This window comes from Streptomyces sp. SID486, from assembly GCF_009865385.1.
Taxonomy (GTDB): Bacteria; Actinomycetota; Actinomycetes; order Streptomycetales; family Streptomycetaceae; genus Streptomyces.
Genome location: NZ_WWJT01000070.1, coordinates 1 through 13,993, shown reverse-complemented (window position 1 = coordinate 13,993; position 13,993 = coordinate 1). Strand labels below are relative to the sequence as shown.

The following is a 13,993-nucleotide window of genomic DNA, read 5'->3' as shown; positions in this document are numbered from 1 at the left end:
GCGTCCGGCCATCCGTCCGACGCGGTGGAGGGGCGTGCCTGAGAACTCGCTGTCAGCCCCGCGACCGGCATGGGCGCTCAGTGTGCCGGTGGCGATGCGGAAGAGGTCCTCGGGAGGGGGCTGACACCTGGTTCGAAGTGCGCGCGGAGATAGATGCGGGTGCGGTTCGAGGCGTACTCGTACGCGTACAGGCTGGTGCAGTTGTCGTCCGAGGTGTCGTACGGATCGGTGGCGAGTGCGCCCGGAGTGCCGGCGGGCTCGTCGTCGGTGCCGGGGCAGACGTCGCCGTACCGCATGCCGTCCTTGAACGTCTCCGGTTCCGGCAGCCCGAGGTGGGCGAAATCCGACGCAGGTGTGTCGGGCTGTGCCGCCGCCGGCGTCAGCCACTTGCCGGACGGAGGGTGCTCTGCGAGGTAGGACTCGGCCTCGGACCTCGTCAGGGTGAAGGTGAGGAGGCCGGTGTCGAAGCGGGACGTGACCTTGTAGGCGGCCTGGGCGGACCGGGCCGTGGCCGGGACGTCGAGACCCATGTGGTCGCTCATCCACTCGGGTGTGATCCCCTCGGCCCACCGTGTGTCCGGCCCCCTGTCCGCCGCCCGGTCACCGCCGCCGCTGAGCAGCGGTCCCGCGACGACAGCGGCGCCGGCCACGGTCACCGCGGCGGTGGTCAGGGCGGCAGCCACGAGCCACCCTCGTCGGCGACCACGGCTGCTGCCGCCGTCCCCGACGGGGCCCTCGGGGGTCCGGTAGGGGGAGAAGTCGTTCACCGGACCGCCGTCCTGCCCGTCTCCCTGCCGGCCGTGCGGCCCTGCTGCTGCTCCCGGCCGGGGTCCATGCGTCCGTCCCTGCTTTCGTCAGGACCCGGCAGCGGGTCGTCGTCGGGCTGCGAGGAGGCGAGATCGAATTGCTTGACACCACTGCTGCCCCCATGTCGAACTCCGGGCGAGTCCGGTCCGGTGCAGCTTCGCCAGCTGTCCGTCCGGGATGTCCAGCGGGCCGATGGTGACCCCCTTGCCTTCGTCCCAGTTGTACCGGTCCCAGACGTTCGTCTGATAGTCGACGCCGATCTTCGGGTTGCCGCGGCCGTCGAGTACCGCCGTGACCACACCGGTCACGTCGCTGTTGGCGCCACCCACTGCGTAGAACCGGTTCTCGTCGAGTTCCTTGGTGAAGTAGAAGTTCGAGAGTGCTCTGGACATCGTCGCCGGGGCAGTAACGCTGCCCCACCGTCTCGCTCGCGAAGGGGAGGATCTGTGACGCAGGGGAAGGTGGGTCTGCCGGCATGCGCACGGGGGCGTTTCGACGAGCGTCGGTCCTTCGCCGCGCTCGTGGCCCGTGGCGGTGCGGACTGGCACGACACGGTGATGAAAGCGATCCAGGGGAATCCCGTACTTCGGCAGGTCGATCGCCAGGAGTTGCGGGGCGGCATCCTGGAGGTCTCACCCGGCCAGGCCGCGCAGTTGGCCGCACTGATCTCGGTCGGATCCCTTCTGTACGGTCCTTGCGCGTCCCTTCGCGCACCGGATGAGGAACGCGACGCCTGCCTGCGGGAGCTCCTCGGGGCCGTGGGGAACGGTGCACGTTTCTTCACCAACCACGGGCACGCGGAAGACGGCGAAGAGGGTGAGTTCTTGGCTCCGTCATTTCACGCCAACGTCCTCGCGGGCACCACGATCGACATCTGCCTGGTCGGGGTGTCGGACGAGAACGTCCTGGTCCTCTGGCGTTTCGAGGACGACTAGCCGCCGGAAGCTCACCGGCTCGCGACGTCCGGCACGGCGCCTCCGCCGCGTTGTCGCATCACCCGGGTACATCCGGTTGCGCGGGTGATGCTCCGCCTTGCGGTTGCACCGCACCGGATGCCGTGAACTCCCCGGGAGGTTCTTCCGGCCGCAGCACGACCGTTCCGCCATCAACCGACGTCGCCGTCACGGCACTTGGGAGAGGCCCGGAGGCCGCACCGCCGGTTCAGGTCAGGATCGAGACGCCGTCTCCGACCAGCTTCAGGCCGAGGACGAAGAACAGCACGGCCATCACGGCGACGTTGTGCTGAGCCGCCCAGTCCTTCCAGTTCCCGAGTGTGTTCCGGGCCCGCTCTCCTCCCAGGAGGAAGACTCCGAGCGGGACCAGCAGACCCAGGGTGGCGATCACGACGAAGATCGCCAGTGATGCGATCTGCTGCCCGACCGGCAGACCGGCCGAGCCGATCGCGGCGCCCGCGGCGATGGTCAGCGGGGCGTTCTTGGCGTTGAGCGCGGCCAGGGCCGCCCCCAGTCCGAAGATCTTGACCGGCGTGAGGCGGTCGATCGCTCCCATCCACTTCGGCAGCTTCGCCTGCGAGGGATCCTTCGGGCGCCGCCGCCACTGCCGGGCGCCGAACACGAGGAGCAGCAGGCCGAGTGCGAGCTTGAGGGCTCCCACCCAGGTGGCCGGGTGCTTGTTCGTGGAGGCGCCCGCGGGGGAGGCGACCGCCAGCATCACCGCGCCCAGTACCGCCAGCCCGAGGATCCAGCCGACGGTGAACAGGACTCCGTTGAGACGTCCCCGGGGTGTGGCGAGGATGAGGATGACGGCGATGATCGGAAGCGGACTGACCGCGACGCCGGCCGCAAAACCCAGTACGTCACCGAGAACTGCGCCCATGGTTGCCTCCAACTGGGTTCAGGTGGTGGCCGGTCGAGCAGAGGTCGGGTGGCCGGTCGAGCAGAGGTCGGGCGGAGGCAGGGTGCCTGGTGCCCGGGCGGTGCAGCGCCTTGCCGTGCGATCGGCCGCGCCGCGGCTGCACGGCCACGCCCGGACGGCCGGCCGGTGAGGCGACGACCTGTACCCGGCACGCCCCGTCCCATCTTCCTGCGCCCGGCTCCATCTGTCCTCGGGAGCTCCCTCTGACGTGCGCACGGTCTCCCCTGACGTGCGCACGGTCTCCCCTGACGTGCGCACGGCCTCCGCTGCGGCACCGGGCGGGCACAGGGCGGCACCCGGTACGGGAGGTGCTCGTCCCGGCGTCCGGGGCCGAGATGCGGGGCCGTACATCCGCGGTGAGGATGGGCGTGTGAGGGCGATGGCGCCTCATGCCCGGGCGCTGGGCGTCCCTTGCACCGATCCGTGGCAGGAGAATCACACGATGACTGCGACGACAGGTGCGACTCGATCAGCTCACCCCGAGCGGCCAGGCAGGTCGGACGGGGTCTCCCATGAGTTCACCGTCTTCACCGAGATCAAACCGGGCCACGCGGACGCCATGCGCGAGGATCTGGCCATGCTCGCCGATGCCACGAACGACGAGAGAGTCCACGCGGCCCTGCGCCAGATCGGCACCCTGCACGACGCACGGCACGTGATCTTCGACAACGACACCCGGCACATGTTCGCCAGCGTCTTCGACGGCTCCTGGGACAACTACATCGACGACTTCGCCCAGACGGAGGTCGGGGACCGCTTCGACAAGGTCTTCTCGCACACCGAAGGGTTCCCCGGCGTCAAGGATCCGGGGGTGAAGGACTGGTTCGTCTCCCACCAGGAGCCCGCCGGTGTCTTCGTGAGTTCCTATCCCGACCTGACCGTTCAGCAGGTCTGGAAGGACCAGCGCGTGAGCCAGGCGTTCCAGGAGGTGCTGGACACCCCGGAGTTCCGGGCGGCACTGGACAACCCGGCCAACGCGGAGCTGGTCGCCACGCCCGCTTTCCAGAAGCTGCTGGACGAGGCCTCCGCCTAGAACCCGTGGCGCGGCCGGCCCGCGAGCCGGTGCGCCGTCGGGAGCCGGTCCGGCGCCGGTACCCGAGAGCCCGCCCGCCGCCGGGCGCCACCCCGGCACCGGCTCCCGCAGAGCAGGCCCCCGTCGAGCGCCGTCCCGGCGCCGGCGTACCGGGCCGGCCACCGGACGCCTGCCGGAACGGGGTCGCCCAGCGGATACCGATACGGAGGCACGAGCGACCATGAACACGGTGGACAGCGGGGACACGGCCGGTGTGCGGGTCGACATCGACGACATCCAGAGCGGGGCGCTGCGTCCGCGGCCCGTGCCCTACGAGGGGAAGTTCGTCTTCCTGCGTGTCGACGACCGCCACGCCGGGCGTGCCCTGCTGCGGCGGTTGCTCCCGGTGACCTCGGGCGGTCTGCCGAGCCCGGACCGGAGTCACGACGCCTGGGTGGCCGTGGCGTTCACCTACCAGGGGCTGAGGGCCCTGGGTGTGCCTCAGGAATCGCTGGACAGCTTCCCGCGGGCGTTCCGGGAGGGCATGGCCGCGCGGGCCGGGCTGATCGGGGACGTGGGGGAGAACGCCCCGGCCAACTGGGAGGCCCCCTTCGGGACCGGCGAGGTCCACATCGCGCTGAGCGCCCTGTCCTCCGACGCCGGGCAGCTGGAACGGGAGCTGGAGCGGGCCGGGGCCGCTCTCCGGGAGACCCCGGGTGTCGAGGTGATCTGGCAGCAGGACGTCCACCAGCTCCCGACCGGGCGCACCACCTTCGGCTTCCGCGACGGCATCAGCCACCCGAACATCGAGGGAGTCGGACTGCCCGGCTCCAATCCGCAGGAAGCCCCCATCAAGGCCGGCGAGTTCATCCTCGGCTACCCCGACGAGACCGGGAACCTGCCGCCCATGCCCAGCCCCGACGTGCTGGGCCGCAACGGCACCTACGTGGCCGTGCGCAAGATCCACACCGACGTGGCGGCCTGGCGCCGCTACCTGCGCGCCAACAGCTCCGGCGCCGAGGAGGAGGCACTCCTGGCGGCGAAGATGATCGGGCGCTGGCCGAGCGGGGCACCGCTGACGCTGACGCCGGACCACGACGACCCGGAACTGGCCGCGGATCCGCAGCGCGTCAACAACTTCCTGTACCGGGAGAACGACGACCGCGGCCTGCGCTGTCCCGCCGGCGCGCACATCCGCCGCAACAACCCCCGTGACGCCACGATCATCGGTGACGCCCGGATGCACCGGCTCATCCGCCGCGGCACCACCTACGGCCCGCCGCTGCCCGAGGGCGTGCTGGAGGACGACGGCGCCGACCGCGGTCTGGTCGGAGTCTTCATCGGCGCCCACCTTGAGCGGCAGTTCGAGTTCATCAAGGCCGAGTGGGTCAACGACGGCAACTTCATCGGCTACCCCGGGGAGCAGGACCCCGTGGCCGGGCACCACGGCGGGACGGGCAGCGTCACCATCCCGGAGAAGCCGGTCCGGCGCCGGCTGCGGAACCTGCCCAGCTTCGTGGCCACCCGCGGCGGCGAGTACTGCTTCGTGCCGGGTCTGCGCGCCCTGCGCTGGCTCGCCGAACTGGAGGACTGAGGGGGACCGCCGTCCCCGACGTCCGAACACGCCTTCCGAAGGGAGGCCGAAGCCATGGCAGCACAGTTCGTCCGCTACACACCTGACATCGAGGACGACGACCCGGACTTCGACAAGCACCTGCAGACGGTGATCGACAGGACCGAGAGCTACATCGCCGAGTCCGTGGCGGCCGGCGGCACCGGTCAGGCCCTGCGTGACGCCCACGCCAAGGGCTACGGCCTGGTCCGGGGAGAGGTGGAGATCCTGGACGGGCTCCCCGCCGAGTACGCCCAGGGCGTCTACGCGACCCCGGGGACCCACGACGCGCTCATCCGCTTCTCCAACGGCTCGCCGCACGCCGGAGCCGACGCGAGGCTGGGCGCCGCCACCGGACTGGCCCTGAAGATGTTCGGCATGCCCGGCCCGACCCTGCTGGACGACGAGCCGGACACGGGCACGTTCGACTACGCCAACATCAACGGACCGATCTTCTTCTGCAACACCGTCGAGCACTACGTCTTCATCCAGGAGCTGTTCCTGAACGCACCGGCCTACTTCTCCCGGGGCCGTCCCGGCGCGCGCAGCTTCTTCACCGACTTCGTCACCGGCAAGGGGACGCTGGACCAGGACGACTGGGCGTGGGACGAGTTCCTGGCCTTCCTCCGCCTGTCCAAGACCCCTGCGGCGAACCTGCTGCTGTCGAGCTACTGGACCATGGGGGCGGTCCGGCACGGGGACCATGTGGCCAAGGTGCGCTTCACCCCCGAACCGTCCGCCGCCGCCGCGGTGGTCCGGCGGCACATCGACCCGGCCTCCGGGGAGGAGGTGTTCCGCCCGGCCCTGCAGGCCGAGCTGCAGGAGCGGCCCTACGCCTTCGACATCCAGGTCCAGCTCTGCACCGACCTGGAGCGGATGCCGGTGGAGGACACCACCGTGGAGTGGCCCGAGCAGCTCTCGCCCTCCGTCACGGTCGCCCGGCTGCGGCTTCCGAGGCAGGACATCTCCGGCCCGGAGAACCTGGCGAAGATGGACTCGCTGTCCTTCACGCCCTGGCGGGTCACCGCCGAGCACGCTCCCCTCGGCAACATCATGCGGGCCCGCAAGGAGGTCTACCGGCGCTCCTCCGTCCAACGCCACAAGCTCAACCGGCAGCCGCGCACGGAGCCGCGCAGCGCCGACGAGGTGCTCGGACCGCCTCGTTAGAGGACCGCTCGGAGGACGCGGCCGGCGCGCTGCCGCCCGCCTCGTCCGGTCCCGGGGCCGCCCGGACGGGTGACCGCAGGCCGCCCCGTGGACCTCGCGCTGTTGCGGAGGGAAGTGGCGCGGCGTTGGAATCAAGTGTGAGGCACTTTGGTGGCGCCGAGTCCGCCGGCCGTCCCGCGCCCGGGACCGCGGCCGGCCGGAAGGGGCTCAAGAACAACGCCCTGGGGATGTTCTCCTCGGTGGTCATGGGCCTTGCCTCCACCGGTCCGGCGTACAGCCTCGCCGCGGCGCTCGGCATCATCGTGGCCGGGGTCGGACTGCAGGCCCCGATCGTCACGATGATGGCGTTCGTCCCGATGCTGCTCATCGCGTACGCCTACCGGGAACTGAACGCCAGCGACGCCGACTGCGGGACCACGTTCACCTGGGCCACCCGCGCCTTCGGACCGCGCACCGGCTGGATGGGCGGCTGGGGCCTCATCGTCGCCAACATCATCGTGATGGCCAACCTCGCCGGGATCGCCGCCGCCTACGGCTTCCGGCTGGTGGGGCTGGACGGTCTGGCGGAGGACCGGCTGTGGACCACCGTGGCGGGCGTCGTCTGGATCGCCGTACTGACCGTCATCTGCTACGTCGGCATCGGCTTCTCGGCGGCCGTCCAGCGGTGGCTGCTGTGCCTGGAAGTGCTGATGCTGGCCGTGTTCGCCGTCTTCGCGCTGGTGCGGGTCTACACCGATCCGCCCCCGACGGCGATCCACGTCTCCGCCTCCTGGTTCAACCCGTTCGAGGTGCCCTCGGCGAAGGCCCTGACCACGGGCCTGCTCGCGGGGGTGTTCATCTACTGGGGCTGGGACACCGCCTTCTCGGTCAACGAGGAGACCGTCGACAGCACCCGGGTGCCGGGCCGGGCCGGGGTCACGTCCACCGTGCTGCTCCTGGTCATGTACGGGCTCGTGTCCACCTCGGCGCAGGCGTTCGCGGGGGTCGGCACCAAAGGCATCGGCCTCGGCAACACGGAGAACGCGGACGACGTCTTCTCCGGCCTCGGCGAGGCCGTGTTCGGGAGCGGCGAGACGGGTCTGCTGCTGTCGAGGCTGCTGATCCTGATGGTGCTGATCTCCGCGCTGGCTTCCGCCGAGACCACGATCCTGCCCCTGGCCAGGACCGTCTTCTCCATGGCGGTCCACAAGGCGGTCCCCTCCCGGTTCGCCCGGGTCCACCGCCGGTTCCTCACCCCCACGTGGGGGACCGTCGGCATGGGAGTGGCGGCGATCGCCGTGCTCGTCCTGTTGTCGTCGTTCAGCAAGAACGTCCTCGCCGACTCCATCGACTCGGTCGGCCTCGCGATCGCGTTCCAGTACGGACTGACCGGCTTCGCCTGTGTCTGGTACCACCGCAAGATCCTCACCCTCAACGCCAGGGACCTGGTCTTCAAGGGGCTGCTGCCCGGCCTGGGCGGGCTGATCATGCTCCTGCTGTTCCTGTACGCCTCCTTCGTGGTCTACGCGAACCCCGGGTACGGCGCGACCGCCGTCGACCTGCCGCTGATCGGCCGGACCGGCGGGGTCGCCGTCCTGGGCCTGGGCGCCCTGCTGATCGGTGTGCTGCTGATGCCGGTGGTCACCCGCGGCCACAGCGTGGCCCTCAAACTGCAGCGGAGCATGCTTCCGCACCACCTGCCGCCGCACACCGCGGTCGACGCGGCGAGCCGCTACCTGCCCGCCGACAGCGGGTCGGGGGTGGGTGGCGACTGGTACGACGTCATCCCGCTGTCGGGTGCCCGGGTGGGCCTGGTCGTCGGGGACGTGCTCGGGCACGGACTGCGGGCCGCGGCCACCATGGGCCGACTGCGTACGGGGGTGCGCGTCCTGGCCCGGCTCGACCTGGCCCCTGACGAGCTGCTGTCCCGGCTGACCGACCTGGTCGAGCAGGCCATACAGGAGGACGGGGCCGGGCCGCGGGGCTGGAGGCCGCACGCCGTGAGCTGCCTGTACGCCGTCTACGACCCCGTGTCCGGCAGGTGCAGCCTGGCCCGGGCCGGGGAACCGGCGCTGGCCGTCGCCGAACCGCACACCGGCGCCGTCAGCTGTCCCGAACTGCCGCCGGGGCCGCCGCTGGGGATCGCCGGCCTGCCCTACCAGAGCACGGAACTGGAGCTGGCGCCGGGCAGTCTCGTCGCCTTCTTCACGGAGGGGCTGCTGCAGGCCGCCGACGACCGCGACGCCGGACTCGCCCGGCTGTCGGAGATCCTCGCCGACGTCGGGGAGCCCCTGGAGACGCTGTGCGACAGGGCGGTCACCACCCTGCTGCCCGGCGCGGTGGACGTGGACGCGACCCTGCTGGTGGTCCGCACGCGCCGGCTCGACCGCAACCAGTTCGCCGAGTGGGCGCTGCTGCCGGACCCGGCCGCGGTGGCCACCATCCGCACGGCCGTCAGCAAGCAACTCGGCGACTGGGGACTGGACGACCTCGCGTTCACCACCGAGCTGATCGTCAGCGAACTGGTCACCAACGCCATCCGCTACGTCGGCGGCCCGGTCCAGGTACGCCTGATCCGCGACCGGAGCCTGATCTGCGAGGTCTCCGACAGCGGCCACACCTCGCCCAACCTGCGGCACGCCGCGAACGACGACGAGGGTGGCCGGGGCCTGTTCATCATCGCCCAGATGACCCACCACTGGGGTACGCGCTACACCGCCACCGGCAAGACGATCTGGACCGAGCAGGATCTGCCCGCGCCGGACGGCCGGTAGCGGACGGCTACCCTCCGGGCGGCGCCGTCCCGGCGGCCGGCCGCCGCCCCTCGCGGACGCCGAGGCGGTCGTCCAGCCAGTCGAAGACACGCTGTTCGAACAGCGCGCGGCCCATCGGCTCGCAGTGCAGGTGCGCGCCCTCCTCCTCGGTGAAGCGCACCAGGTGCTTCGGGCCGGGCAGCAGGTCGTACAGCTCCCGTGAGGCACCCGGCCAGAAGTGCTCGCCGTCCGGGTCGGTGATCAGCAGCGGCGTGGTGATCCGGCCGGCGACGTGCGTGACGTCGTACCGGGAGACCGCCGCCAGCAGGTCGAACGGCGAGTCGATGCCGTACGGCTTGGCGCGCCAGCGCCACGTCGCGGCCAGGGCCGGGTCCTGGCGCAGCCCCTCCGCCAGCCAGCCGTCGAAGGCGGCACGGTCGCCGGACTCCCACAGCGCCCGCAGCTCGGGGCCGAGGTGGGGCCACCAGCTGTCCACGACGCGGACCACGCCCGGGTCGGCGACGGCCGCGGCGATCCGGTGCTCGAAGGCGAGGGCGCGCGGAACCCAGTAACCGGCCTGGCTGATGCCGGCCAGGGCGATCCGCGCGGGATCGACGTCCGCGCGGGACAGCAGGAAGTCGACGACCGGGGTGACGACCTTCTCCCAGTCGGGCCGGAAGGGCACCGCGCGTTCGAAGAGCATCGACTGCTGCCCGGGGCCGTCGAAGAGCAGGACACGGTAGCCGCGATCCACGGCCGGTGCGCCGACCAGTGTCCAGGCCGAGCTGACCGGGCCGTCGCTGCCGTTGTTGACGATCAGCGTGGGCGCGGGCCCGGACCCCGGCGGGCCCACGAGGTACCCGGGCAGCGAGGTGTCCTCGTACGGCACCGAGACCCGCTCGGCGGGCGGATCCCAGGCGCCCAGGAACCGGTCGAGACACGCGCGGTGCTCGGGGAACACCTCGGCCAGCCGGGCGTCGGGGTCGGCGACCGCGTCCACGCCCACCAGGGCCGTGCCCAAGTACCCGGCGGCCCGCAGCCAGCCGTCCCGCGCGCTCACCGTCCGCCCCCCGGCCGCGTCGCGGTCCGCCTGCTCCCGGACCCTGCGGCCCAGCTCCAGCCAGGCGGTGAACCACGCCTCCCCGTCCCCGTCGGCGACGGCGGCGGCCGTGGCGAGCACCTCGCCCACGTCGGCGCCCCGGCGCCAGGCCGAGCCCAGGGCGAGACGGATCTCGTAGTCGAACTGGACGTTGTCGTTGAACCGGTGGTTCATGGCCGCTCCCGGGGAGGTCGTACCGGCACACCCCCGACCGTCCGGACCGCATGTTCACGCTAGGAGCGTTCCGTCCGGACCGCACGACAGGCGGGGTACCGCCCGGCGGCCGCACGATGGGTGAAGGGACGGCCGCGTCACCGGGCGGGAGGAGCCCCATGGTTCAGCAGACGGCGAGGAAGGCCCCGGCCGGGAAGCCCGTCAGCGAGGGCGGCATCTTCTTCTCGTTCGCCCCGTGGATCATCTTCGGGGTGGTCGCGAGCCCCAGCACCTGGGAGTACGCGGCCCTCGCCGCGCTGGTCGCCTCGCTCGTCCTGGCCGGCCAGGACCTGCTGCACGGCAACCTGCGCGTCCTCGACATCACCGGCATCGTGTTCTTCGCGGTGCTCGCGGTCCTCGCGCTGGCCCTGCACCGCGGGCAGCTCGCCTGGCTGGAGACGTACGCCCAGGTCATCTCCAACGGGCTGGTGGCCGTCGTGGCGCTCGGGTCGCTGTTCGTCGACCCGTTCACCGCCCAGTACGCCCGGGAGCAGACCCCTCGCGAACTGTGGGACACGCCCGTCTTCCGGCACATCAACCGCGTGCTGACGGCCCTGTGGGGGGCCGCCTTCGCCCTCATGACGGTCTCCACCTGGCTGGCCGTGCGCTACCCGGCCCAGGACGACTGGTTCAACTGGGTCGTCCCCGTCGCCCTGCTCGTCGTGGCCGTGAAGTTCACGGCCCGCTACCCGGAGGCGTACAAGGCCCGCACGACCTAGCCGCATCCGGACGGGTGGCTCGTGCGTCTACCCCTGTATGGATCTGCAGAAACCGCCGTCCGCCCCGCCGCCAGCACCGGCCCGGCCCGAAGGATGTCTCGTCGTCGCCGTGCGCCTGCCGGTGCGGATCGTCGTCCTCGTGCTGGTCGTGCCCGTGCGGATGGTGTGGGACGCGCTCGTCGCCACCGGGCGGCTTCTGCGGGACACCGTGCTCAGGCCGCTCGGGCGGGCCCTGCTGTGGACCGGCAGGGCCCTGTTCGTGTGGCCGCTCGTGGGCCTGTGGCGGTACGTCCTGGTGCCCGCCGGGAAGGCGCTCGGATGGCTCGGGCACGTCCTCCTCGTCGTCCCGGCGCGCCTGCTGCACCGCCATGTCCTCACCCCGCTCGGTCACGCCGTCGCCCTGCTGGCGCGCGGGATCGGCGCCGGGCTGGCCTGGGTGTACGCGCGCGTGCTGCGCCCGGTCGGACACGGGCTGGCCTGGCTGCTGCGGGGCGTCGGCGCGGTGGTGGCCGCCGTCGGCCTGGGGGTGTGGACGGCCGTAGCCTGGCTCGCCCGGTGTCTGTGCGTCGTACCCGCCCGCCTGCTGTACACCTGGGTCCTCGCGCCCGTCGGCCGGGCCGTCGCCTGGTGCGTACGCGGACTGGGCCGGCTGCTGGCCCTGCTGGTCACCGGGATCGGCCTGGCCCTGTACCGGACCGCCCGCGTGCTGCTCGTCCTGCCCGCGCTGGTGCTGTGGCGCCGGGTCCTCGCCCCCGCCGGCAGGTTCCTCGCCCTCGTCGCGCGCGAGGTGGGCGCGGCCCTCGGGCACGCCTGGCGGGTGGCCGGGCGGATCTCGCGGGCCGTCGGGCGGGTCCTCCGGACCCTCTTGCGGTGGATCCTCGTGGAACCGGTGCGCTGGGTGTACCGGACCGTGCTCACTCCGGTCGGGCACGCCCTGCGGGCCGCCGTGCTGCGGCCCGTCGCCGCGGGTCTGCGCACGGCCGGGAGGATCGGGCGCGAGGCGCTGGTCTCGGCCCGTGACACGGCCCGCCAGGCCCGTGCGGAGTTCCGGCGGATGGTCTTCGGCGCCCCCCGGGAGCCGGCCGCGGTGGACCGGCAGAGGGCCTTCGGCACCCCCCGGGAGCCGGCCGCGGTGGACCGGCGGGAACCCGCGGCCCACGACACACGTACTCTTGGTAGGAGTACGACCGTTCTCACGAAGGACTAGGACACTGGGCAAGCGACAGCCCGAAGGCCCGCCGCCCGTACCCGCGGTGCAGCGCATCCGACTGCGGTACACCAAGCGCGGCCGCCTGAGGTTCACCAGCCACCGAGACTTCCAGCGCGCTTTCGAGCGTGCGCTGCGCCGCGCCGAGGTGCCCATGGCCTACTCGGCGGGCTTCACACCGCACCCGAAGGTGTCGTACGCCAATGCCGCACCCACCGGCACGGGCAGTGAGGCGGAATACCTGGAGATCGCGCTCACCGCACCGCGTGACCCCGAGGTCCTGCGCGCCCTCCTCGACGAGTCGCTGCCCGCGGGCCTCGACATCGTCGATGCGGTCGAGGCACGGACCCCGGGCCTCGCCGACCGGCTGACCGCCTCCGTCTGGGAGCTGCGGCTGGACGGAGTGGACCCTGCCGACGCCCGGCGCGCGGCCGAGACCTTCGGGCGGGCCGAGACCGTCGAGGTCCAGCGGGCGACCAAGAACGGTGTCCGCACCTTCGACGCCCGCCCGGCCGTGGTGAGCCTGGAAACGCAAGGTGCACCGGCTGATAGGCCGAGTGACCGGCCCTGTGCGATACTGCGGCTGGTTGTTCGGCACGTGACGCCTGCCGTACGACCCGACGACGTCCTGTCCGGTCTCCGCGCCGTGGCCGACCTGGCGCCGCCGGTCCCCGCAGCGGTGACCAGGCTGGCGCAGGGGCTGTTCGATGAAGAGACCGGCACGGTGACCGACCCGCTCGCGCCCGACCGCGAGGCAGCCGAGGCCCTGACGGCCCAACCGGTTGCCGCCGCGACGGCGCCGACGCCGGAAGGTCCCGCGTAGGGACGGACGTCGTAGCGCAGCCCTCGTACTCGGGAGCCACCTGGGTCGGGCGGCGCACCGACCAGAAGACTTTCGCCAGGCCGTACCGACAAGGCGTACGGAACCGGCGAGACAGGACACAGAGTGCTCCCGTGCGGCGCCCGCGCCCCGGACGGCGGCCATCGCGCTTCGCGCGGGCCGCGGACGTCAACGGCGGACGGTCCCTCGAGACCGGCGTCGGACCAGGTGCGGCGCCCGGGAGCCTGACGGGAGAAACGCCCGCATGCTCGAGCCGACCGAACCCCAAGAGGGTTCCGAACTGAACACTCCCAGCGACACGCTGCCGCCGCGCAGGCGCCGCCGTGCCGCCTCGCGTCCGGCGGGACCGCCCTCCGGACCCGAGGCGTCCGCCGAGGTCACCGTGCCGGCCATACCGGTCGCGGACGCCGCCGAGGCCACCGAGGTGGCCGAGGGTACCGAGACGGACGAGGTTGACGAGGCCGCCGGTACCACCGGTGCCACCGGCGCTGAAGAGGCAGATGTGACCGAAGAGACCGACAAGACCGAGTCCGCCGCTGCCGCCGAGGAGCCCGCGCCCGCGCGTCCGCGTCGTCGTGCGACCCGCCGCGCGTCGGCTCCCGCCGGTGCGCCGGTGTCCGCCGGGACCGCCGCCGAGACCGTGGTCCCGGCCGCGTCCGCCGCCGCTGAGCCCGTCGCCGAGGCCGGCGAGGTCGTCGTGGGCGAGGAG

At 72.2% G+C, this 13,993-nt stretch carries 12 protein-coding genes and 1 pseudogene; 9 read left to right on the top strand and 4 right to left on the bottom strand.

Going from position 1 to position 13,993, the window contains the following annotated elements; translation table 11 throughout:
- Nucleotides 1–77: 77 nt before the first annotated feature.
- Both GT045_RS03320 and GT045_RS03315 read right to left on the bottom strand, forming a co-directional pair.
- Nucleotides 78–767, bottom strand: coding sequence for a hypothetical protein (locus GT045_RS03320; protein WP_161333244.1), 690 nt, complete (start codon nt 765–767; stop codon nt 78–80).
- Nucleotides 768–854: 87 nt separating this feature from the next.
- The gene (locus GT045_RS03315; RefSeq protein ID WP_161333243.1) at nt 855–1,199 is read right to left on the bottom strand and encodes a hypothetical protein; all 345 of its coding nucleotides are present in this window, start codon (nt 1,197–1,199) and stop codon (nt 855–857) included.
- 54 nt (nt 1,200–1,253) lie between these two features.
- Between GT045_RS03315 and GT045_RS03310 the strand changes: the two genes are divergently transcribed.
- The gene (locus tag GT045_RS03310; RefSeq protein WP_161333242.1) at nt 1,254–1,742 is read left to right on the top strand and encodes a hypothetical protein; all 489 of its coding nucleotides are present in this window, start codon (nt 1,254–1,256) and stop codon (nt 1,740–1,742) included.
- A 226-nt stretch (nt 1,743–1,968) separates the two neighbouring features.
- On the opposite strand, the gene GT045_RS03305 is transcribed toward GT045_RS03310, so the two are convergent.
- Nucleotides 1,969–2,643 carry a GAP family protein gene (locus GT045_RS03305; RefSeq protein ID WP_161297602.1) on the bottom strand — a complete coding sequence of 225 codons (675 nt, stop codon included), beginning with the start codon at nt 2,641–2,643 and terminating at the stop codon, nt 1,969–1,971.
- A gap of 481 nt (nt 2,644–3,124) precedes the next feature.
- Here GT045_RS03305 and GT045_RS03300 point away from each other — a divergent pair, with 481 nt between their 5' ends.
- From GT045_RS03300 to GT045_RS39430, 4 genes are all read left to right on the top strand, one after another.
- A complete protein-coding gene (locus GT045_RS03300; RefSeq protein WP_237538324.1) occupies nt 3,125–3,715 on the top strand; it encodes a hypothetical protein in 591 nt (196 codons plus the stop codon).
- Nucleotides 3,716–3,935: 220 nt separating this feature from the next.
- Nucleotides 3,936–5,288 carry a Dyp-type peroxidase gene (locus GT045_RS03295; RefSeq protein WP_161333241.1) on the top strand — a complete coding sequence of 451 codons (1,353 nt, stop codon included), beginning with the start codon at nt 3,936–3,938 and terminating at the stop codon, nt 5,286–5,288.
- A gap of 54 nt (nt 5,289–5,342) precedes the next feature.
- Complete coding sequence (locus tag GT045_RS03290; RefSeq protein ID WP_161333240.1) at nt 5,343–6,473, top strand: catalase family protein; 1,131 nt, start codon at nt 5,343–5,345, stop codon at nt 6,471–6,473.
- 227 nt (nt 6,474–6,700) lie between these two features.
- On the top strand, nt 6,701–9,226 hold the full coding sequence (locus GT045_RS39430) for an amino acid permease (protein WP_237538326.1): 2,526 nt from the start codon (nt 6,701–6,703) through the stop codon (nt 9,224–9,226).
- A gap of 7 nt (nt 9,227–9,233) precedes the next feature.
- On the opposite strand, the gene GT045_RS03280 is transcribed toward GT045_RS39430, so the two are convergent.
- Nucleotides 9,234–10,478 (bottom strand): dipeptidyl aminopeptidase, encoded by a 1,245-nt coding sequence (locus GT045_RS03280; RefSeq protein ID WP_161333239.1) that lies wholly within the window; start codon nt 10,476–10,478, stop codon nt 9,234–9,236.
- Nucleotides 10,479–10,636: 158 nt separating this feature from the next.
- On the opposite strand from GT045_RS03280, the gene GT045_RS03275 reads away from it, so the two are divergent.
- The 4 genes and pseudogenes from GT045_RS03275 to GT045_RS03260 all read left to right on the top strand — a co-directional run.
- Nucleotides 10,637–11,236 carry a hypothetical protein gene (locus tag GT045_RS03275; protein ID WP_161288356.1) on the top strand — a complete coding sequence of 200 codons (600 nt, stop codon included), beginning with the start codon at nt 10,637–10,639 and terminating at the stop codon, nt 11,234–11,236.
- Between the two features lie 37 nt (nt 11,237–11,273).
- On the top strand, nt 11,274–12,443 hold the full coding sequence (locus GT045_RS03270; RefSeq protein WP_161333238.1) for a hypothetical protein: 1,170 nt from the start codon (nt 11,274–11,276) through the stop codon (nt 12,441–12,443).
- Between the two features lie 46 nt (nt 12,444–12,489).
- Complete coding sequence (locus GT045_RS03265) at nt 12,490–13,266, top strand: TIGR03936 family radical SAM-associated protein (RefSeq protein WP_161288360.1); 777 nt, start codon at nt 12,490–12,492, stop codon at nt 13,264–13,266.
- 262 nt (nt 13,267–13,528) lie between these two features.
- Nucleotides 13,529–13,993: pseudogene (locus GT045_RS03260) on the top strand (ribonuclease E/G); the annotation flags it as partial.